The 22,916-nt window shown below is 39.6% G+C and carries 17 protein-coding genes; 9 read left to right on the forward strand and 8 right to left on the reverse strand.

The window, feature by feature from the left end; genetic code table 11:
• Positions 1-236: LpxL/LpxP family acyltransferase (locus AC6F75_RS02280; protein WP_500713302.1), on the forward strand; the 236-nt coding region annotated here is incomplete at its 5' end.
• A 103-nt stretch (positions 237-339) separates the two neighbouring features.
• Here the strand turns inward: AC6F75_RS02280 and glmM are convergent.
• Positions 340-1,722, reverse strand: a complete 1,383-nt coding sequence (glmM, locus tag AC6F75_RS02285) for a phosphoglucosamine mutase (RefSeq protein WP_500713303.1) — start codon at positions 1,720-1,722, stop codon at positions 340-342.
• 127 nt (positions 1,723-1,849) lie between these two features.
• On the opposite strand from glmM, the gene AC6F75_RS02290 reads away from it, so the two are divergent.
• From AC6F75_RS02290 to AC6F75_RS02315, 6 genes are all read left to right on the forward strand, one after another.
• Complete coding sequence (locus AC6F75_RS02290; RefSeq protein ID WP_500713304.1) at positions 1,850-2,452, forward strand: ACP phosphodiesterase; 603 nt, start codon at positions 1,850-1,852, stop codon at positions 2,450-2,452.
• Positions 2,453-2,737: 285 nt separating this feature from the next.
• The gene (locus AC6F75_RS02295) at positions 2,738-3,751 is read left to right on the forward strand and encodes a hypothetical protein (RefSeq protein ID WP_500713305.1); all 1,014 of its coding nucleotides are present in this window, start codon (positions 2,738-2,740) and stop codon (positions 3,749-3,751) included.
• Between the two features lie 83 nt (positions 3,752-3,834).
• The gene (gene uvrA / locus AC6F75_RS02300; RefSeq protein WP_500713306.1) at positions 3,835-6,666 is read left to right on the forward strand and encodes an excinuclease ABC subunit UvrA; all 2,832 of its coding nucleotides are present in this window, start codon (positions 3,835-3,837) and stop codon (positions 6,664-6,666) included.
• 55 nt (positions 6,667-6,721) lie between these two features.
• On the forward strand, positions 6,722-7,411 hold the full coding sequence (locus AC6F75_RS02305) for a TIGR00730 family Rossman fold protein (protein WP_500713307.1): 690 nt from the start codon (positions 6,722-6,724) through the stop codon (positions 7,409-7,411).
• A gap of 8 nt (positions 7,412-7,419) precedes the next feature.
• Entirely contained in the window at positions 7,420-8,664 is a 1,245-nt protein-coding gene (locus tag AC6F75_RS02310; protein ID WP_500713308.1) for a T9SS type A sorting domain-containing protein, read from the forward strand.
• The gene (locus tag AC6F75_RS02315) at positions 8,665-11,487 is read left to right on the forward strand and encodes a gluzincin family metallopeptidase (protein WP_500713309.1); all 2,823 of its coding nucleotides are present in this window, start codon (positions 8,665-8,667) and stop codon (positions 11,485-11,487) included. It abuts the gene before it with no gap.
• Here the strand turns inward: AC6F75_RS02315 and AC6F75_RS02320 are convergent.
• The 5 genes from AC6F75_RS02320 to AC6F75_RS02340 all read right to left on the reverse strand — a co-directional run bounded on the left by AC6F75_RS02320 (position 11,484) and on the right by AC6F75_RS02340 (position 17,328).
• Entirely contained in the window at positions 11,484-13,070 is a 1,587-nt protein-coding gene (locus AC6F75_RS02320; RefSeq protein ID WP_500713310.1) for a SulP family inorganic anion transporter, read from the reverse strand. The two genes, AC6F75_RS02315 and AC6F75_RS02320, sit on opposite strands and share 4 nt — an antisense overlap.
• A 107-nt stretch (positions 13,071-13,177) precedes the next feature.
• Positions 13,178-14,008: a S1-like domain-containing RNA-binding protein gene (locus tag AC6F75_RS02325; RefSeq protein ID WP_500713311.1), complete on the reverse strand. Its 831-nt coding sequence runs from the start codon at positions 14,006-14,008 to the stop codon at positions 13,178-13,180.
• 55 nt (positions 14,009-14,063) lie between these two features.
• Positions 14,064-15,731 (reverse strand): 2-succinyl-5-enolpyruvyl-6-hydroxy-3-cyclohexene-1-carboxylic-acid synthase, encoded by a 1,668-nt coding sequence (menD, locus tag AC6F75_RS02330; protein WP_500713312.1) that lies wholly within the window; start codon positions 15,729-15,731, stop codon positions 14,064-14,066.
• A gap of 44 nt (positions 15,732-15,775) precedes the next feature.
• Positions 15,776-16,894, reverse strand: coding sequence for an isochorismate synthase (locus AC6F75_RS02335; protein WP_500713313.1), 1,119 nt, complete (start codon positions 16,892-16,894; stop codon positions 15,776-15,778).
• A gap of 5 nt (positions 16,895-16,899) precedes the next feature.
• Positions 16,900-17,328 carry a hotdog fold thioesterase gene (locus AC6F75_RS02340; protein WP_500713315.1) on the reverse strand — a complete coding sequence of 143 codons (429 nt, stop codon included), beginning with the start codon at positions 17,326-17,328 and terminating at the stop codon, positions 16,900-16,902.
• A gap of 41 nt (positions 17,329-17,369) precedes the next feature.
• Between AC6F75_RS02340 and AC6F75_RS02345 the strand changes: the two genes are divergently transcribed.
• Entirely contained in the window at positions 17,370-18,020 is a 651-nt protein-coding gene (locus AC6F75_RS02345; protein WP_500713316.1) for an alpha/beta hydrolase, read from the forward strand.
• Positions 18,021-18,126: 106 nt separating this feature from the next.
• Positions 18,127-18,831, forward strand: coding sequence for a leucine-rich repeat domain-containing protein (locus tag AC6F75_RS02350; protein WP_500713317.1), 705 nt, complete (start codon positions 18,127-18,129; stop codon positions 18,829-18,831).
• A gap of 157 nt (positions 18,832-18,988) precedes the next feature.
• On the opposite strand, the gene dnaK is transcribed toward AC6F75_RS02350, so the two are convergent.
• Positions 18,989-20,896, reverse strand: a complete 1,908-nt coding sequence (gene dnaK, locus AC6F75_RS02355; RefSeq protein WP_500713318.1) for a molecular chaperone DnaK — start codon at positions 20,894-20,896, stop codon at positions 18,989-18,991.
• A 270-nt stretch (positions 20,897-21,166) separates the two neighbouring features.
• The gene (locus tag AC6F75_RS02360) at positions 21,167-22,627 is read right to left on the reverse strand and encodes a beta-Ala-His dipeptidase (RefSeq protein WP_500713319.1); all 1,461 of its coding nucleotides are present in this window, start codon (positions 22,625-22,627) and stop codon (positions 21,167-21,169) included.
• Positions 22,628-22,916 lie beyond the last annotated feature (289 nt).

Genomic DNA, 22,916 nt, shown 5'->3' on the forward strand with positions numbered 1-22,916 from the left:
TCCATACCGGTGCCGAGATGCTTGCCAAACGTTTTGATATGAACGTCATTTTTTTAAAAGTAAAAAAGGTCAAACGCGGGTTTTACCAAGCTACCTTTGAAGTACTTTCAGATGATGTCAGGTCAGTTCCTGATTATCAAATATCAGATATGTTTGTGGAACGTGTGGAGCAACAAATACTTGATGCTCCTGAGTATTATCTTTGGACGCATAAGCGTTGGAAACACAAGCGGTAAGGGTTTTGGGTTTCTCGTTTCTCGTTTCTCGTTTCTCGTTTCTGGTTTCTGGTTTCTGGTTTCTGGTTTCTGGTTTCAAGCTTGAAGTTTAGCGTTTTAATATCTAAACCATTTCCTTAATTTCCTCAATAAATCGATCGGCCAATGCATCGGCTTCTTGCTGTGTTTTGGCTTCGGTATAAATTCTGATAATAGGTTCAGTATTTGATTTTCTGAGGTGTACCCAATTTGTAGGGAAATCTATTTTCACCCCATCAATAGTTGTGATATTTTCAGTAGCATAACGTTTTTCCATTTTGATGAGCAGGCCATCCACATCAAGCCCGGGGGTGAGTTCGATTTTCTTTTTGCTCATATAGTATGCCGGGTAAGTAGCACGCAATTCGCTTACTTTAATTTTTCTTTCGGCCAATAAGCTTAAAAACAAAGCAACTCCCACCAGTGCATCACGTCCGTAGTGTGACTCCGGGTAAATGATACCACCGTTACCTTCACCGCCTATTATGGCATTGGTATCTTTCATTAGCTGTACCACATTCACTTCGCCAACGGCACTTGCCTGATAACTTCCTCCGTGTTTTTCAGTCACATCGCGCAAAGCCCTGGAGGAAGACATATTGGAAACCGTGTTGCCGGGAGTTTTACTCAAAACATAATCTGCACAGGCAACAAGGGTGTATTCTTCTCCAAACATTTCTCCATTTTCGGAAATCAGTGCAAGACGGTCCACATCGGGGTCAACCACGATACCCAAATCGGCTTTTTCTTTAACAACGAGTTCTGAAATTTCACCAAGATGTTCTTTTAAAGGTTCAGGATTGTGAGGAAACTCGCCATTGGGTGTACAATACAGTTTTACGGTATGGACTCCAAGTCTGTCCAAAAGCAATGGAATGGCAATACCACCGGTTGAATTCACAGCATCCACAACTACTTTAAAACCGGCTTTTTTTATTGCATCTGCATTTACCAAAGGTAAATCCAAAACCATATCAATATGGATGTCAAAATAAGCATCATTTTTTGTAATTTCTCCTAGGTCATCCACTTCAGAAAACACAAAAAACTCACGTTCAGCAATGTCCAGTATTTTTTTTCCTTCAACATCGTCTAAAAACTCTCCTTTGTTGTTGAGCAATTTCAATGCATTCCATTGTTTGGGATTGTGGCTGGCGGTTAAAATTATCCCGCCATCTGCATGTTCTTCGGTTACGGCTATTTCAACAGTGGGTGTGGTGGAAAGCCCAAGGTCAATCACGTGTATACCCAATCCTACTAAGGTTTGCATTACAAGTTCTTGAACCATTTCACCTGAAATGCGGGCATCACGACCCACGACCACGCGGTAGTTTTCTTTGTTGCGTTGCTGTTTGACCCAACTGCCGTAAGCCGATGCAAATTTCACTACATCAATGGGCGTTAAATTTTCACCCACTTTACCTCCTATTGTTCCCCGTATTCCCGAAATTGATTTGATTAAAGTCATTTGTAGATGTTAGATTTTAGACGTTAGACTTGAGATGTTAGACATTAGATGAAAGGCTCAAAAATCCTATAGCAAATATACAATTCCAAAACGGGAAAACTTCCAACCTATTTTGTAAATTGGTGCTATGAATTTTTTGGCCCATATTTACCTTTCAGGTGATGATAAAGATATCATCATCGGCAACTTTATTGCAGACGGCATCAGGGGAAGCAGCTATAAAATATTTCCTGAAGGCATTCAAAAAGGAATTTTGCTTCACCGCGAAATTGACACTTTTACCGATGCCCATCCCATCGTGAGGAAAAGCACCAAAAGGCTTCACGAAAAATACGGCCATTACAGCGGAATTATTGTTGACATTCTTTACGACCATTTTCTTGCAAAAAATTGGGTGGTCTATAGTGATGTTCCACTTGATGAATTTGTAGAAAACTTTTACAACCTGTTAAGCGAGTATCATGAAATCCTCCCAACCCGCATCCAAAGGATGATTCCCTATATGCTAGCAGACAATTGGCTGTTGAGTTATGCCACAATACCCGGTATCAGTAAGATACTTTACCAAATGAACTTCCGTACTAAAAACAGATCCAAAATGAATCTGGCCGTGATTGAGCTTGAAGATTACTACACCGATTTTGAAAAAGAATTCACCGATTTTTTTAATGATTTGATACCTTTTTCCATCAAAAAACTTAAAGAAATTCATGCACTTTACCTTTATTGATTCTAAATTTAATTTCGGTAAAAAATAAAATTTGTAGGTATTTTACTACTAATTGTAAGAATTTTACTAAATTAGCAGGCTTGTTGACGCATAATATTATTTGAAATAACAATCAACTAAAAAACTATTGGGGGTTTTTTACAGGTCTTTACGGGACTTTTTCAATTATTCATACCTTATAAATGAGTGTTGAAAAAAGCGTAAGAATGACCTGCTTAAAAAGAGTGGTTTTAATATCCAAAAATAAAAGCATCCTGCTCCCATTTGTTCGGTTAAAAAAAATAAATGGGGAATAAATCTTTTTTAAAAGAACTATTATCTTCTCTGCCACTAATATTAAGTGTATTGGCTGTTTTTGCCATATCCTTTTTGTTGTGGAACAGACTAGGTTCTTCATTTGAATTTGTTGAAACCTTAAATCAAACTTTAAAAATCACATTAATCACCAGTGGAATTTTAGCAATAGGTATAATGTTTTATTTGGCAACCATTGTCATAAACCTGAGGAACAGTCGTATAAGTATTATGTCTGATTTGGATAAAATCACACAGAAAATGCACAGTTTCAGAAACATCATCGATTTACTCTACAAATCAAAGATGTGGTTACCGGGATTGAAACAATATCTGGATGAAGAGTATGCAAACCTCAACTATTTTGAAGTCAAGGAATTTTATAAAGGGTATTCCAAACTGGCCATAGAATTCTTACAGGAAAATCATCCTTTTCAGGACACTGAAAATCTGTATCTGGAATTTAAAGCCTTGTTAATTACTTCACCTAAAGAAAAAATTGTTACAGAAAACATCAGATACCCTCGTCATTACGACAATGCCATTGTGGAAAAATGGCTAGAGCACAAATGTGGTTCCGGGTTATGGTATTATTTTGGTTATAAATTTGCCACTTTTAAAAATGCACTTGATCTGGAAGCCGTATATGAGCGTCATCAGGATAAAATCATGACGTTGGCACAGTCGATTGATAGCGAGGCGTTTGAAGATTCTTCTTTTAATGAGGTTTTCCTTTCCAAACTTGGGGAATATATGAACAAAGAAGTCATACCCAAACTACATCAATTCCAAACTTTTGCAGCTAAAAAACTTCCCAAAATGGTCAACTATATTTTTTCATTGTTTATCATTTTAGTCGTTTTTGGGGTTTTATTACCACTGTTCTATCACTTACTTCAACTCGATCCAATGGTTGCCGTCATTTCGGTTTCTGTTTCAATTGGTGTAATTATTTATATTGCCTCTTCTTTCTATCAGTTTTTGACCAAAGAAATAGATAGCTAAGCGTTCAAATATTTTAGCTGAATTTAACATTACAGAGCCTGTGTCATAGTAAATTCTTCAATGAATTAAGTATCTTTGCAGCTATGGCAAAAAATGACGATTTTATCAATGTTTTAGGTGCGCGCGTGCACAACCTCAAAAACATTGATGTTTCTATCCCAAGAGAAAATTTAGTAGTCATAACAGGGCTTTCCGGCAGTGGAAAATCCTCACTTGCCTTTGACACCATTTATGCCGAAGGCCAGCGTCGCTATATTGAAACATTTTCAGCATATGCCAGGCAGTTTTTAGGCGGACTTGAACGACCTGATGTGGATAAAATTGACGGGCTTTCACCTGTGATTGCCATAGAACAAAAAACCACCTCAAAAAGCCCCCGTTCAACTGTCGGCACAATCACAGAAATTTATGACTTTTTGAGGCTGCTTTACGCCCGTGCTGCCGAAGCTTACAGTTATAACACGGGTGAAAAAATGGTGAGTTATTCTGATGAGCAAATCAGAGAGCTTATCAAGGATGAATATCAAAATAAAAAAATCATTGTACTGGCCCCGGTGGTGCGTTCCAGAAAAGGACATTATCGCGAGCTTTTTGAGCAAATTGCCAGACAAGGATTTTTAAAAGTCAGGGTAGATGGTGAGTTAATGGACATCACTAAGGGAATGATGGTGGACCGCTACAAAACCCACGACATTGAAACAGTTATTGATCGCTTACACCTGACTTCCGGACAAGAAAATGAAAATCGACTCAACGAAGCCATCAAAACAGCTATGTATCACGGCAATGATGTGTTAATGCTCATGGACAATGAAACCGGCGATGTGCGCTACTTCAGTAGGGCATTGATGTGTCCCAAATCCGGTATTTCTTATCCCCTGCCCGAACCCAATAACTTTTCATTCAATTCCCCCAAAGGGATGTGCCCACATTGCAACGGACTTGGCCATTTGCACGTGGTGAATATTGACAAAATTATTCCCGACAAAAAACTTTCTTTAAAACAAGGAGCACTTGCACCTCAAGGGCCTCAAAAAAACAACTGGATTTTCAAACAGTTGGAACTTATTGCCGAACGTTTTAATTTTAAATTGAGTGACCCTTTTCATTCCATTCCCGAAGAAGCCATGCAGATGATTTTATTTGGCGGAAAGGAAAAATTTGAAGTAGAAAGCAAAACCCTAGGAATCACCCGAAGCTATAAAATTGATTTTGAAGGCATCGCCACTTTTATTGAAAACACCTACAACAATAACGAATCCACTTCTTTAAAACGCTGGGCCAAAGAATATATGGACAACATCAGCTGTCCCGAATGTGAAGGAACACGCTTGAAAAAGGATTCGCTGTTTTTTAAAATCAACAAAAAAAACATTGCTGAACTTTCGGCTATGGACATTGATGAACTCCAAAAATGGTTCAGAGAACTTCCAAAACACCTTTCGGAAAAACAACTTCTAATTTCCGAGGAAATCCTCAAAGAAGTGAACGCCCGCATTGGTTTTTTGGCAGATGTTGGACTGAATTACCTCTCGCTTTCGCGAAGCTCCAAGTCACTTTCCGGCGGAGAGGCGCAACGCATCAGGTTGGCAACTCAAATCGGGTCACAGCTCGTGGGGGTTTTATACATACTCGATGAACCTAGTATCGGATTACATCAACGCGATAATAAACGACTGATCAATGCGCTCATCCAACTCAGGGATTTGGGCAATTCAGTTATTGTGGTGGAACACGATAAAGATATGATTGAGAGTGCAGACCACATTATTGACATTGGGCCGGCTGCAGGAAAATTTGGTGGGGAAATTATTTCACAGGGAACCCCAAAGGAAATCAAAAAACACCACACCCTCACGGCAGATTACCTCAACAATACCAAAAAGATTGAAATCCCGGAAAAGCGTCGTGAGGGAAATGGAAAATCTTTAAAGCTCACAGGTGCCACCGGAAACAACCTGAAAAATGTCAATCTTGAAATTCCCTTGGGAAAAATGGTGGGCATTACAGGCGTTTCAGGCAGTGGAAAGTCCACATTGGTCAATGAAACCCTCTACCCCATTTTAAATGCCCATTTTTTTAATGGGGTAAAAAAACCGCATCCCTATAAAAAAATCATCGGACTGGAACACATCGACAAGGTGATTGATGTCAACCAGTCACCCATTGGAAGAACACCCCGCTCCAACCCGGCTACCTATACGGGAATGTTTTCAGAAATCAGGAATTTGTTTGCCAAAATGCCCGAGGCGATGATTCGTGGATACAGACCCGGCAGATTCAGCTTTAACGTAAAAGGCGGCCGTTGTGAAACCTGCCAGGGTGGCGGATTGAAAGTCATCGAAATGAACTTTCTGCCTGATGTCTATGTGGAATGTGAAACCTGTCAAGGAAAACGATTCAACCGAGAAACACTTGAAATTCGCTACAAAGGCAAATCCATCTATGACGTACTTGAAATGACCATCGATGAAGCTGTTCCGTTTTTTGAGCACATTCCAAAAATATACAGGAAAATTAAAACCATACAAGATGTGGGGTTGGGTTATATTAGCTTAGGCCAGCAATCAACTACACTTTCCGGAGGTGAGGCACAGCGCATCAAACTTTCAACTGAACTCTCAAAAAGAGACACAGGAAACACCCTCTACATTCTCGACGAACCCACAACCGGTTTGCATTTTGAAGACATCAGGGTATTGCTCATTGTTTTAAACAAACTAGTTGACAAGGGCAACACAGTCGTGATCATTGAACACAACATGGACGTCATTAAAACTGTTGATTATATTATAGACATTGGAATGGAAGGTGGTAAAGGGGGTGGGGAAATTTTAGCTACAGGAACACCTGAAGAAGTTGCTAAACACAAAACCAGCTACACGGCGAAATTCCTGAAAAAAGAACTATTTTAGCAAAAACACTTTAGGATAAATCTAAATAAAACTGTTCTATAAACAGATCAAAATTATGAGAAGAGATAAACACTCACGTGAATGGAATGAAGTAAAGACTAATGACTCCTGGGCTATTTTCAAAATAATGGGAGAATTTGTCAGCGGTTACGAAAGGATGAGTCGCATTGGCCCTTGTGTCTCCATCTTTGGCTCGGCCCGCACAAAACCTGAACACCAATACTATAAGTTGGCTGAAAGTATTGCGCGCAAAATTACTGAAAGTGGCTATGGCATTATCACCGGAGGCGGCCCGGGTATTATGGAAGCCGGAAACAAAGGGGCACACCTTTCAGGAGGAACCTCGGTGGGTTTAAATATAGATTTGCCTTTTGAACAACACAACAATCCCTATATTGACAGCGATAAAAGCCTTGATTTTGATTATTTTTTCGTAAGAAAAGTAATGTTTGTTAAGTATTCCCAAGGATTTGTAGTGATGCCCGGCGGATTCGGCACACTTGATGAACTTTTTGAGGCTTTAACACTTATTCAAACCAAAAAAATTGATACCTTTCCCATTATACTAGTGGGAACCGAGTACTGGAAAGGTTTATTGGAATGGGTAAAAAAAACACTTGAAATTGAACACCAAAACATTAGCCCCGGTGATTTAGATTTAATTTATTTAGTGGATACCGAAGAAGAAGTCCTTGAAATACTAGATGCTTTCTATGGCAAATACAATTTAAGCCCGAATTTTTAATCAAACAGATGAAGACACTAAGGTTAGTTTTTACACTTTTATTACTGCTCGTTTTTCAGGGCATCATTGCCCAGGAAACCATAAAAACAATGTTTTATAATGTTTTTAATTACCCCAGTGCACCTACACCCAACCGTGCTCAAATACTTTCAGATATTTTAGATGAATACCAGCCGGATATTTTTATGGTGTGTGAGGTAGAAACAGAGCTCGGTGCTGATGACATCCTCAACAATGCCTTGAACAACAGCAGTATTATTTATGAAAGAGCCCCATTTTTTCCCAACCAGTCCAGTAATTCTGAATTGCAGCAAATGGTTTATTTTAAGTCATCCAAATTCAGCCTGGAAACTACAGATGTAATTGTAAATACAGTGAGAGACATCAACAGGTATAAACTGAAACTGCTCACCGATGACCACCAAACCAATCCACTGTACATTGACCTTTATGTAGCACATTTAAAATCCAGCACCGGAACTGCAAACCAGCAAATCAGACTTCAAATGGTGCAAGCCTTTACGGCTACTTTAAATAATTTAGACCCTAATTCCTATGTTATTTTTGCTGGTGACCTCAATCTATATACCGCTAATGAGCCTGCCTATCAGGAATTGTTGAATCCCAACAATCCCATTACATTTGTTGACCCGCTTGATGCTCCCGGTGCCTGGCAGGACAACCCCAATTTTGCTTATCTGCACACCCAAAGTACCCGCCTGAGCAATGCAGGTTTTGGAGGAGGTGCCGGTGCAGGATTGGATGACCGCTTTGATTTTATATTGATTTCAGAAAATATGCTGAACACTCCCGAACTCATGTATGTGGACGATACTTACAAAGCCTTCGGCAATAACGGAAACTGCCTGAACAATCGCATTGACTCACCCAATTGTGATGGTATATTTGATTTTGACCTTAGGAACAACCTGTACTGGATGAGCGACCATCTCCCGGTGATTATGGATTTGCAAACAGACCGGACGTTTTTAAGCACCCCAACTGTAAGTATTCCCGAACTCATCACATTTCCCAACGGAAACATGACAGGAAATTACCTGACTGTTCAGGTGCATCCAAGCATTCAACAAGAAGCAGGATTTAAAATTTTTAATGTGATGGGTCAAAAAATAAACCACATTCCAAATCAAAATCAAGACCGATATACTATTGACGTTTCCGGGTTTTCAAATGGAATATATTACCTTACTTCAACGGCCAATAACAAAACCTATAAGTTTATAAAAAAATAATTGAAACAATTTATAACATCCGCATTAAGTGTCCTGGCCTTGTTGTTGTGTAGTGAACTCACGGCACAGCACGACATCAGGGTTGAAGCCGAACTCAACACCGAAGACCACATCATTCAAGTCCGGCAAAAAATAATTTATACCAATACTTCTGAAACCTCGCTGGACACCATTTATTTTTTAGACTGGGCCAATGCGTTTACACGGAAAACAACACCACTGGCAAAACGCTTTGCCGAAAATTTTCAGAGCAATTTTCATTTTGAAAGAAGTTTCAGGCGCGGAAGGACTTTATTTCATTCCATTTTTGACAATGACTATAAAGACCTGCACTGGGAACACGGAGAAGAGTTGGACATTCTAAAAGCCGTTCCGCTACAGCCCATAGCACCCGGAAAAAGCTATGAATTCAATCTGGTGTATGAAGTAAAGCTTCCCAACTCTAAATTTACTCGTTACGGACATTTAAGGAATGGCGATTACAATTTGAGGTACTGGTTTATCGCTCCTGCAGTTTTTGATGGTGAATGGCAACACTACAGTCATAAAAATTTGGACGATTTTTTCATGCCCCCTTCCACATTCACCATACATTTTAAGGTTCCAAAAGATTATCACCTCACAACAGACTTAAATCTTTTGGAAGAATCTGAGGAGCACGGTTTTAAAAAAAGTACTTTGCATGGTAATCAGCGTAAAGCTGCCACTTTGTACCTGCAACAGCTACCTACTTTTGACATCATCATAACCGATGACATTGAAGTGCACACAAGCATTGACGATAAGGGACTTTACCCACCATTAAAAGCCATTCAAATTGACCGGATTTTAAAATACCTCAAAGAAGAACTGGGTCCATATCCACACGAAAAAATGGTGGTTTCTGATGAAGATTACAAAACTAATCCGGTTTATGGTTTGAACCAGTTGCCCAATTTTATCAGGCCTTTTCCGGACGGATTTCAGTATGACATTGAGCAGTTAAAAACCATTACGGGGGTTTACATTAAGAACACCTTACACATCAACCCAAGGGATGAGCACTGGTTGCTTGAAGCACTTCAGATTTACTTGATGAAGAAATATACTGACCGCTTTTATCCGGACATGAAAATAGTGGGCAACCTCAGCCGTGTTTGGGGTTTGCGATGGTTTCATGCTGCTCAACTAGATTTTAATGACCAATATTCATTTGTCTATCTCAATGCCGCCCGTCTTAACCTCGACCAGCCACTGAGCACTCCAAGGGACTCACTTATTAAATTCAATGCCGAAATTGCCTCCGGCTACAAGGGTGGTGTGGGTCTAAACTATCTGGACCACTATCTGGGCAACGACATCCTTGCCGAAAGCATCCGGGAATTTTACAAAAATTACCTGCTAAAACCTGCAACAGTAAAAGATTTTGAAACCATTCTTAGGTCAAAGACTAAAAAAAATATCGATTGGTTTTTTGATGAGTATGTGGGCTCAATCAGCAAAATGGATTATAAAATCAAACACATTAAAAAGCAAGAAGATTCCCTTATGGTTACCATAAAAAACTTAAGTGATAACCACATGCCCTTTCAGCTTTACGGAATGAAAAAGGACAACATCATATACAGCCAATGGATGGAAGGCTTTGACTCCACCAAAACCTTTGTTATGCCTGCCTATGGCGTGGACAGGATGGCCATAGACTACGAACAAATCATCCCGGAATACAACAAAAGAAACAATTATCGAAAAGTTTCAGGTTTGTTCAAAAAACCGGTGCAGGTAAGGATTCTTCAGGATGTGGAAGACCCCAGATACCACCAGCTTTTTGTGATGCCCGTTTTTGAATACAACCTTTATGACGGCATTACTGTCGGATCACGGTTGTACAACAAGACCGTATTGTCCAAAAACTTTTTGTATAAACTTGACCCTCAATATGGTTTTACATCAAACGCCCTGGTGGGTGGCGGAAGTTTGAGATATTCCATCGATTTTCAGGAGCAAAACCTGAGCTTTATACATTTTGGTACTTCTTACAACCGCTTTTCATACAACACCGATTTGTTCTACAACCGCTTTAATTTCTGGAGTACCCTGTCATTTAGGGAGAAAAACCTAAGAAGCAACAAAAGGGGGTTTTTAAACCTGCGGAATGTTTACGTAAACCGTGACATCGATCTGGATGTGGTCATTCCTCAGGAGCCCAACTACAATGTGGTGAACCTGTCGTATGTGTTTTCAAATGTCAACTTGATTGACCATTTCAGGATTAAATTTGATTATGAATATTCAAACAAATTTCAAAAACTATACACCACAGTAGAATACCGAAAACTATTTTTAAGTAACCGCCAATTGAATCTAAGGCTTTTTGCGGGAACGTTTCTACGTAATGCCGACCGTTCCGGCTCAGACTTTTTTAGTTTTGCCCTGGACCGCCCAACAGATTATCTGTTTGATTATAAATATTATGGCCGTTCTGAAAGCTCCGGCTTGTTCAGCCAACAGTTGATTATCGCTGAAGGCGGTTTTAAATCCAAAATGGAAACGCAATTTGCAAACAGATGGATGACCACGTTAAACACAAGTACAAACATCTGGAAGTGGATTTTGCTTTATGGCGATTTGGGGTTGGTCAACAACCGCGAAACCGGCACCCAGGCCTTTTTTGATTCGGGGATAAGGCTCAATCTGGTTGCAGATTATTTTGAATTGTATTTTCCACTTTATTCCAGCAACGGTTGGGAACCCGGAATGGACAACTACGACCAGAAAATCAGGTTTATCGTAACCCTCACCCCCGAAACGCTTTTTAGGTTGTTTACGAGAAGGTGGTATTAAACCTTATTAACTAAAACTTTGTAAGTGGGGTCTTCCATAATGTTTACTTCAATGATTTCATCTGCATTTTTCAAAAGCTTTCTACAGTCAGCGCTTAAGTGCCTTAAGTGAATTTTCTTTCCTTGTTTGTGATAACGCTCGGTAATTTTATTTAAGGCCTCAATGGCAGACATATCCACTACCCGACTTTCAGAAAAATCGATTACCACCTCATCAGGGTCACCCAAAACGTCAAACTTTTCATTAAAAAGTGTTACTGAGCCAAAAAATAATGGCCCGTAGATTTCGTAATGTTTTACCCCATCTTCATCCACATATTTTCTGGCACGAATGCGCTTGGCATTGTCCCACGCAAAAACCAGTGCTGAGATGATCACACCTATAAGTACCGCTAATGCCAAATTGTGAATAATAGCCGTTACTAGGGTTACCAAAACCATCACAAGTACATCTGATTTGGGCATTTTGTTCAATGTGCGAATGCTTGCCCATTCAAATGTTCCGATAGCAACCATAATCATAAGCCCGGTCAATGCGGCCATGGGCAACAATTCAATCACACCGGAGCCAAACATAATAAACACCAGCAGCATCACCGCAGCCACGATACCCGAAAGTCTTGCCCTTGCGCCTGATGAGATATTAATCAAACTTTGGCCAAGCATCGCATAACCACCCATCCCCGAGAAAAAACCTGAGGCAATATTGGCAGCCCCCTGGGCAACACACTCTTTATTACTTTGTCCGCGGGTTTCTGTGATTTCGTCAATAATATTGAGGGTCAATAAACTTTCTATCAATCCCACTCCTGCAACAATAGAAGCATAGGGCAAAATAATCATTAAAGTTTCAAGCGTAAAAGGAACAGTCGGGATATTAAATGGAGGAAAACCACCTTTAATCGAGGCTATATCCCCTACGGTTTTGGTATCAATACCGGCGAAAAATACAACCGCAAAAACTACAATTATTGAGACCAATGATGCCGGTACTGCTTTGGTGAGTTTAGGTAGCCCCCAGATAATCAACATTGTTAAAATCACCAATCCAACTAAAAGATAAAGGGTACCACCGGTTAACCAATTTCCTGCATCGTCTTTAAACTGGTCGAATTGTGACATAAAAATAATGATGGCCAAACCGTTTACAAATCCAAAAATTACAGGATGTGGCACAAGCCTCATTAATTTTCCCAACTTTAAGACCCCTACAATGGCTTGCATAATACCCGCCAGAATTACAGTTGCAAAAATATACTCAGGACCGTGTGAAAGAGCAAGGCTGATAATAATCACAGCGATTGCACCTGTGGCTCCTGAAATCATTCCCGGTCTACCTCCCAAAATGGAAGCAACCAGTCCTACAACAAAAGCTGCATATAAACCGGTAAGTGGTGACAAACCTGCAATTAAGGAAAAGGCAACTGCTTCGGGGATCAACGCCATAGCAACGGTTATACCTGCTAAAATTTCGATTTTGTAGTCTACTTTTTGTGAAAAATCAAAAATGTTGATGTACTTTTTGTACCTCACTTTGTTGTACATTTTTTTTGAACTGTCTTTGAAATTTGAATAAGCTCCCATAGTGATTGGATTGGATTTATTAGAAAATATAGTTTATACACCCCCCAGAAAAAAGGTGCAAAAATACAAATAAAAACAGCTTGTAAAAGGAAGTTGTGTTATTAAATCTATAAAAGTTCGATACCGTCCTCTTTTATCTCAATGACCTTATCCTTGTAGAGCGCCCCGATGGCTTTTTTGAATAATTTTTTGCTTAACCCCAGTTGATTTTTAATTTCTTCAGGGTCTGATTTGTCGTGAAGTGGAAGGAATCCGCCGGCGGCTTTGAGTTCTTCATAGATAAATTCGGCATTGGGCTCGATACTTTTGTAACCTTCCGGTTGGACAACCACATCGATTTTTCCGTCATCGCGCACTTTCTTAATGTAGGCCTCCATACGGTCACCGGTGCGGATGTCTTCAAAAATATTTTCAATGTAAATCAAGCCTTCGTGTTTTTGATTGATAATGACATTGGCGCCTTTTTCAGTCAAATGGGTTACTAAAATGTCTACTTTATCAAACTTTTTGACAGTTACATTCTCATTTGAAAGGTGTTTTCTTGTTTTGCTTGAACCCACAAGCCGGTTTGTTTTTTCGTCCATATACATATAGACAATATACCAGTTGCCTTCTTTCATTGGTCGGGCTTGTTCTTTAAACGGAACAAACAATTGTTTTTCCAGACCCCAATCCATAAAAGCACCCACCTCATTCACTACCATGCAACGCAAATGTGCAAATTCGTTGAGATGAATGTAAGGCTTTAAAGTAGTGGCAACAGGACGTTCCTCGTGATCGAGGTAAACAAAAACATTGAGGGTGTCCCAGATTTTAAATTCTTCGGGAACATATTTGTTGGGCAACAAGACTTCGTTGCCTTCGGCATCGCCAAGGTAAATCCCTTGTGGTGCTTCCCTGATGATGTCCAAATCGTTGTATTCCCCTATTTTTATCATTTTAATGTTTTTGCAAAGGTAATTTAAAGAAAATTAATGCCGTGAGTTGATTTCTCTATTTCAGAAACTTAAAATAATCCAGCAGAACTTTATCGTTGATGGTTCGTGGTGTTTTGATTTCGATGAGTGCCGGTTTTTCGTTGTTACTGAAAAACTCAGGCAACAAGAGGTTTTGAAGTTCGCTTTCATCATCAGTTGAACTGTAATTGATGTTATGCATTTCACAGAGCTGTTTCGCCGAAAGGCTGTGAATGGTTTCAAAAAACAAATCAAAATTTTGAGTGTCTTTTTCACCCGGTAGGATCCTGAAAATTCCGCCACCGTTGTTGTTGATCAATATGATTTTGAAGTTTTTCGGGATGTAGTTGTTCCAAAGGCCGTTGGCATCATAGAAGAAACTCAAGTCGCCCGTTATAAAAACCACCTGTTCATTTGCAGCAACTGCAGCGCCAATTGCTGTTGAAGTGCTTCCGTCAATACCGCTAGTTCCGCGGTTGCAAAACACTTTTAAGGTTTTGTCCAGCGAAAACAATTGCGCATACCTCACTATGGCACTGTTGCCCAATTGCAGGATGATGTTTTGTGGCAAAAAATTTAAAATATGGTGAAAAGCCTTAAAGTCGGAAAACGGAATGCTTTGGATGTACTCCCCGTGTTTATCAGCCCTTTGCTTTTTTACAGAAATCCATTGCGATTGATAGTTACTTTCCACATTGTTTGTGAGTGGTAAAAAAGCCTTGAAAAATTGTTCCGGTTGTGTTTTAATGTGGTGAGATAGGTAAAAAAAAGTGTCGTATGCCTTTTTTTCATCTACGTGCCAGTGGTGTTTCGCAGGAAAATCCCTTAAAAAGGCTTTGATTTTTTTTGAGATGACCATACCTCCAAAAGTGAGCAAAACATCCGGTTGCAGTTCTTTAAATTCATTAGCGCTCATTGGCGCTATAAGCTGATCGATGGAGCAAATAAAATTGTTGTGATGCAGATTTGAGGTAGTTTCGGTCAATACCAAAACACTGGAATCTGAAGCAAGCTGGTTGATAGTATTTTGGCTGATGGAATTAGGTTGTTGAACGCCTACCAGGATTAGCTTTCGCTTTGCATTGTTCCAGATGTCAGTAAGTTCTTCCAGATTATCAGCAAATGAATTGCTCTTTGTATTCACCGGAACATTTTGGGGGTCAACTGTTGGCGTTTTTGATTTCAGATAGAGTGGTTCTTCAAAAGGTGCATTGATGTGAACGGGCCCTTTCAATTCAATGGCAGAATTGATAGCTACATTGACTAGAGTTTCGTTTTGTTTTTGATGCTCGTCCTCTATTTGCAGATTGGCTGAATAGATGATGTGTTTTTCAAATATATTCTCCTGACGGATGGTTTGTCCATCACCAATGTCGATAAACTGTGGTGGCCTGTCAGCAGAAATGACAACAAGTGGAATATCGCTGTAAAAAGCTTCGGCTATAGCGGGATAAAAATTCAATACCGCAGAACCTGAAGTACAAATTACTGCAGCCGGGTGGCCGGTTTGCTGAGCGATGCCCAGTGCAAAAAAAGCTGCAGCCCTTTCATCAACAATGCTGTAAACCTTAAAAAAAGCGTTTTCAGTAAAACCAATTGTCAATGGTGCATTTCTTGAACCGGGGCAAATAACAATGTGTTTGATTTGTTTGGCCTGGCAGAGCGCGACTATTGTTTGAGCAAGTGGGATTTTAGGATAATTCATAGGGATGCAAAGTTACCGAAGTAATTCTGCTTTTAGTATAGAAATCAATACAAAATTTGAAGCATGGTGCTTGTTTTGTCAACGGTTTCCTTCCATTCGTCTTCGGGCAATGAATCTTTGGTAACTCCTCCACCAACAAAAATTGTGGCTATATCCTTATTTATTTTCATACAGCGCAAATTGACATAAAAATCGGCAAAAGCCTCTTTGCCGGTTCCTTTTTTCTCAAAAGCTTCATCGTTGTAGTTCAATTCACCCAAAAATCCGGTATAAAACTCTCGGTCATAATTTTCGTTTTCTTTAATGAAGTTCATTGCTTTTTCTTTGGGAAGGCCACAAATTGCCGGTGTGGGATGTAATCTTTTTATTAAACAAGGGATGTCACAAACACGGGTGTTGATGGTGCCGCCCACTTCGGTTTTGAGGTGGATTACATTTCCTGCTTTTACAGTAACAGGTTTTGAGACCATTAGGATTGGGACAATTTTTTCCAAGGCACTTTCGAGAAAATCGGTAACCAGGATTTGTTCTTCCTTTTCTTTTTCACTCCAAATCACTTTGGTGTCTTCATCAAACTTTTGTGTTCCGGCTAGTGCCATTGTTCGGAAGGTTTTCTTTTCAAGTGAAAAGAGACTTTCGGGAGTGGCTCCAAGCCATAGCCCAACAGAAGGGTGATACCAGCAATAAACAAAAGCAGAGGGATAATTATTAATTAATCTCTCAAATAACTTAATTAATGCAACTCCGTTTGAAATTTCTTTGATCTTTACTTCTTCTTTTCTGGACAAAACAACTTTTTTCAATTCATTGTTTTGAATTGAGTCTACCCCTCTTTGTACCAGTTGAATGTGAAGCTTTTTAAGAAGTTCATTTTCAGGTGTCAATTCTGAAACATCCTTTTTACCAACATTTTCAACATCAGATTGTGCATAAAATCCTGATACTTTTTTACTTTTTTCTAATGGAAAAAGAATCGCATTTAAGTCTGTATCAAATGGTGAAAAAACAAAACCACTTTCCCTGAAAGTTGAAGTGATGTACAAATGATCATCCTTCTGTAAAATTCCCCTGATAATTTCTTGGTTGGGTTTTCGGTACAGTACAAAAGGTAAGTCGCTGTCATACTGATTATGAACAGCAGAAAATAGTTTTTCTTTATTCATTACGGTTAAGATTTTTTGGTGGGGATAGTAATGGTTGTAAGCTTGACTAAAGATACTAATTCTTTTTCTGAATTTAAAATTTTGATTTGCCACAGTTGCGTTGTCCTGCCTTTGTGAATAATTGTGGCTATGGCTTCGACAAAACCTTCTTTGACGGATTTAACATGATTGGCAGAAATTTCAATGCCTCTAACAGCAATATTTTCTGTGTTCAAAAATAAAAAAGCACCTGCGCTTCCCACACTTTCGGCCAATGCAACTGATGCGCCGCCGTGCAACACTCCGTCCGGTTGGTGCACTTTTGAGGTTACAGGCATGCGTGCTGTTAAGGAATTTTCATCATAATCGATGAACTCAATTTCCAGGGTTTCCATCAATGTGTTTTTACACATGGCATTGCATTGCCTAAGTACTTCTTCTTTTTCTTTTCTCATAGCTATAGGTTACTTTTGTAAAATTACGAAAAAATACTACTATGCAAAGCGAAAAAAAGGTCTCATATACGGCTTCAAATTCCTACTCAACTCTGAATGAATTCACCTACAAAACCAAAAATATCTGGTTTTCATTTCACGGAATGGGTTATCTGAGCCGGTATTTTTTAAAGTATTTTGAGGCATTGAATCCCGATGAAAATTACATCGTTGCTCCACAAGCACCATCCAAATATTATCAGGGCAAAAAATTCAATTATGTGGGTGCTTCCTGGTTAACTAAAGAAAATACTGTTGAAGAAACCAAAAATGTACTCAGCTATATTGACGCTGTAAGCCATAATGAAGGTCTTCTTGAAAACAAAAACAAACTTATACTCTTTGGTTTTTCACAGGGAGTTTCGGTTGCATTGCGATGGTTGGCTTCACGAAAAATTGATTGCAAAACCATTATTATACATTCCGGTGGTATTCCGAAGGAGTTAATTGCCGAAGATTTATCATTTTTGGACAAAAACACCAAAGTAGTGCTCATTTACGGAACTAAAGATGAATACCTTACTGAAGATCGCATGAATTTTGAACTCCAAATGGCTGAAACCCTTTTCGGAGAGAGACTTCAGGTGATTTCATTTGATGGGAATCACAGTGTAAATAAAGAGATAATCTTTACTATTTCTAATTTAAAGTAGGAAAAAGATTAATTATTTATGCACTTAGTCGAATATATTTGCATGTTAGCTTGAACATTTTGTACTTTCGTTAAAGATTTGTGATAGAACCCAAATTTATCCGCTTATGAAAACTTTAACCTCCTTATTAGCATGTTGCTTTGTGCTCATTTCAACTGCACAAATTTCAACAATCGAAAAGCAAGCACTTATCGACTTTTTTAACAGCACTAATGGTAGCGAATGGTTCACTCCTTGGGATATGGAAAAACCTGAATCCACCTGGCAAGGTGTATCCATAAAAGACGGCAAAGTAGTTGCAATTGAACTAGGTTTCAATAACCTGCAAGGTGAAATTCCTGCAACGATTGGGAATTTAGAAAATCTTGAATCCCTTAAGTTATTTTTTAATCAAATTGGAGGAACACTTCCCGAAGAGATTGGAAATCTAAAAAACTTAAAAGTTCTTGATTTAAACAGCAACAATATTTCCGGAACCATTCCGGTTTCAATAGAAAATCTCGTAAACCTTGAATATTTACTTTTGAGCAGCAACAACCTAACAGGAACACTGCCCTCTGAAATTGGGAATTTGAGCAAATTAAATACACTGGTTTTGTTTGACAATCACTTTTTTGGCGATTTTCCATTTGCAATTTCAAAACTCAACAATTTGAATGAGTTAATTATTGCAAACAACAACTTCAATTCAGAGAGTTTACAAACATCATTAGCAGCTTTGTCTGCAAAAGGAATTAATGTTGACTTTAATGAAATTACTCCTGTTAACACAGAATTTGCAACCTTGGTAATTGACGATGAGGATAATTAAATAGTATTATTTGTTAATTATTGTCAAAAAAGGCGGTTCAAAATTGAACCGCCTTTTTTAATTTATGGAAAATTGTTCACAACTCTCTAAAGTCTATTCCTTCAGACTTACTACTTGACTTCTTCGAAGTCTACCCTTCTGCTTTGCTCAGGGCAGGCTACTTGACTTCTTCGAAGTCTACGTCTTCCACATCGCTGTTTTCAGCAGAACCGTTTGAAGAGGCTTTGCTTCCATCATCTCCAGCTCCGGGCTGTTGTTGCTCGGCTTGTGCTTTGTACATTTCTTCAGAAGCTGTTTTCCAGGCTTCGTTGATTTTGTCTAAAGCAGGTTGAATTAACGCGATGTCCTTTGAATCATAAGCAGTCTTTAATTCCGCCAAAGCATCTTCAATGGGCTTTTTCTTGTCGTCTGAAAGCTTTTCGCCAAACTCCTTCAACTGACTTTCAGTCTGGAAAATCATTGCATCTGCTTCGTTGAGTTTGTCAACCCTTTCTTTGGCAACTTTATCTGCATCTGCATTGGCTTCAGCATCTGCTTTCATCTTTTTGATTTCTTCTTCGGTTAAACCTGAAGAAGCTTCAATCCTGATGTCCTGAGATTTGTTTGTCGCTTTATCAGTTGCACTAACCTTGATGATACCATTGGCATCAATATCGAAGGTCACTTCAATTTGAGGTGTTCCTCTTCTTGCCGGTGGAATTCCGTCAAGGTGAAAACGACCGATGGTCTTGTTATCTGTAGCCATTGGACGCTCTCCCTGCAACACGTGAATCTCCACACTGGGCTGATTGTCTGCCGCGGTTGAGAATACCTGTGACTTTTTAGTTGGGATGGTCGTGTTTGCTTCAATGAGTTTTGTCAGAACCCCTCCCATAGTTTCGATACCTAATGAAAGTGGAGTTACGTCAAGAAGCAACACATCTTTTACATCTCCTGTTAAAACTCCTCCTTGAATAGCTGCTCCAACGGCAACTACCTCATCAGGATTCACTCCTTTACTGGGGGCTTTTCCGAAGAATTTTTCTACTGCTTCCTGAACGGCAGGGATTCGCGTTGATCCTCCCACCAATATAATTTCGTCGATATCACTCTTTGATATCCCGGCAGCTTTTAAAGCCTTTTCACAAGGAGCAATCGTTCTTTTTACCAGGTCTGCAATCAACTGCTCAAACTTAGCTCTGGTCAGTGTGCGCACCAAGTGTTTTGGTCCGCTTGCAGTAGCAGTTACATAAGGTAAATTGATTTCAGTTTGTGTTGATGAAGACAACTCAATTTTTGCTTTTTCTGCAGCTTCCTTTAAGCGCTGAAGTGCCATAGGGTCTTTTCTCAAGTCCATATCCTCTTCGGTCTTGAACTCATCTGCCAGCCAGTTGATGATTTTTTGATCTACATCATCACCCCCAAGATGGGTATCACCATCTGTTGAAAGTACTTCAAAAACACCGTCACCCAACTCAAGAATGGAAACGTCATGTGTTCCACCACCAAAGTCAAATACAACTATTTTCTGGTCTTTTCCTTTTTTGTCCAATCCATAAGCCAAAGCTGCTGCTGTGGGCTCATTGATAATGCGCTCTACTTTCAGTCCTGCAATCTCACCGGCTTCTTTAGTCGCCTGACGCTGTGCGTCATTAAAATAAGCAGGAACTGTAATCACAGCTCTTGTAACTGATTGCCCTAGGTAGTCTTCAGCGGTTTTCTTCATTTTCTGAAGGATCATAGCCGAAAGCTCCTGTGGGGTGTATAGTCGCCCATCAACATCCACACGGGCGGTATCGTTTTCTCCTTTGACTACTTTATAAGCAGCATTTTCTGCTTCCTTAGCAGATTCAGAATATTTATTACCCATAAAACGCTTGATGGAAGCGATGGTTTTTGTTGGGTTAGTTACTGCCTGTCTTTTGGCGGGGTCACCCACTTTGATTTCACCACCTTCTACAAAAGCGATCACAGAGGGTGTGGTTCTTTTTCCTTCGGCATTAGGTATCACCGTTGGCTCACTACCTTCCATTACAGCAACGCAGGAGTTGGTTGTACCTAAGTCGATTCCGATTATTTTACTCATAACTACTATTTAAAATTTAATGGTTTATGCAAATTTTCTACTCCAAATAGTCAATGATTGTGCCAGCGGAAAGATTATGACAGGATGGCAGGCAAACTGTTGGTGAGTTTATGAGTTGTTAGTGGTGAGAGTTGGTTAAGATTAGACCTCTGCGAAAATCAGCGAAATCTGCGAGAGAATTTCTACCCGCAGATTCCGCTGTTAAAAGCAGAGTAAACTATCTCAATTTTGACTTTGGAATTTGGTGCTTGAATTTTGGAATTTTAAAATTTACTTCTTCGGAATATTCTCCAAAATCTCCAACACAAACTTCCAGTATTTCTGAGCTGATGAAATACTAGCTCTTTCGTCCGGCGAATGGGCACCTTTGATTGTTGGGCCGAAGGAAATCATATCCATACCGGGATAGTTTTGTCCCAGGATACCACATTCAAGTCCGGCGTGGCAGGCGGCTACGTTGGCTTTTTCACCATTCATTTTATAATAAATATCGTCAAGCACTTTTAAAATAGCACTCTCAGGATTGGGTTCCCAGCCGGGATAATCTCCTGATAATTTCACTTCACAACCCATCAATTCAAACGTAGAACGCAGGCTGTTGGCCAGATCCATTTTGGAACTTTCCACGGATGAGCGGGTCAGGCAACCAATGTGGATGCTTCCATCCTTGACCAATACTCTCGCCACATTGTTTGAAGTTTCCACCAAATCAGATATCGCCGGACTCATTCTGAATACACCGTTATGTGCTGCATAAAGTGATTTTACAAGCAATTCCTGTGCATCGGTGTCCATTACTTTTTCTGGCATCGCCGCTTCTTTGATTTCAAGCTTTAGTCCCGGTTCAAAGGTTTTGAATTCGGTTTTAATGTCTTGTGATAAGAGTTGCATTTCAGCCAAAAAGGCTTCTTTATGGGTGTTTGAAACGACAACCACAGCATTGCTCTCCCTTGGGATTGCATTGCGGAGGCTTCCTCCGTCGATGAATGCTATTTGTGCGTCAAATTCCTCAGTGGCTTTAAAGAGCAAGCGGTTCATCAGTTTATTGGCATTGCCAAAGCCTTTGTGGATGTCCATACCGCTGTGGCCACCTTGCAGTCCTGTTACTGTGATATGAAATGGGGTGCTGTTTTCCGCCGGGGAAACTAATTTGTAATTTCTCGTGGCCGTCACATCAATCCCACCAGCACAACCGATGCCAATTTCGTCATCTTCTTCTGTATCAAGGTTGAGAAGGATTTCACCATTTAGCAACCCGCCTTCCAATCCCATTGCACCGGTCATTCCGGTTTCTTCGTCAATGGTAAAGAGGGCTTCCAGTGCAGGATGTTTGATTTCCTTGCTTTCCAAAATTGCCATAATGGTGGCTACTCCCAGACCGTTATCGGCTCCAAGTGTTGTTCCGCGAGCGCGCACCCAGTCGCCGTCCACATACATCTCGATACCTTGGGTATCAAAATCAAAATTAGTGTCGTTGTTTTTTTGGTGGACCATATCCAGGTGTGACTGCATCACAATAGCTTTGCGGTCTTCCATACCCACACTTGCGGGTTTTCTGATAATGACGTTGCCTACCTTGTCTATTAGGGTTTCAAGGCCCAGGTTTTCGCCAAACTGTTTCATAAAGGCAATGACACGCTCTTCTTTTTTGGAGGCACGCGGCACGGCATTTAAATCGGCGAATTTGTTCCAAAGGGCTTTGGGTTCTAAATTTCTTATTTCCTGACTCATTATTTTTTTGTTTTCCGCAAAGGTAAAGAAATGTTTTGGGTAAAAAATTTTAGGTAGTAAAGGTTTTGGGTGTGTGGAATGTGGTTAATTTAATTTAGTATAATGTCAAATATTACTACATATCAAAACAAAAAAATAAATAGAAATTAATTTTTATAAAATTCAATAAAAAATGTAATATTTGAAATCTAAAGAAACCTAACTAATTAAATAACAAAAACAGATGAAATTAAAACTACTTTTTGCTGTACTAATTGGCTTTGTTGCCACTGCTTCAGCACAAAAATTG

The sequence above is a fragment of the Planktosalinus sp. genome (assembly GCF_059864935.1).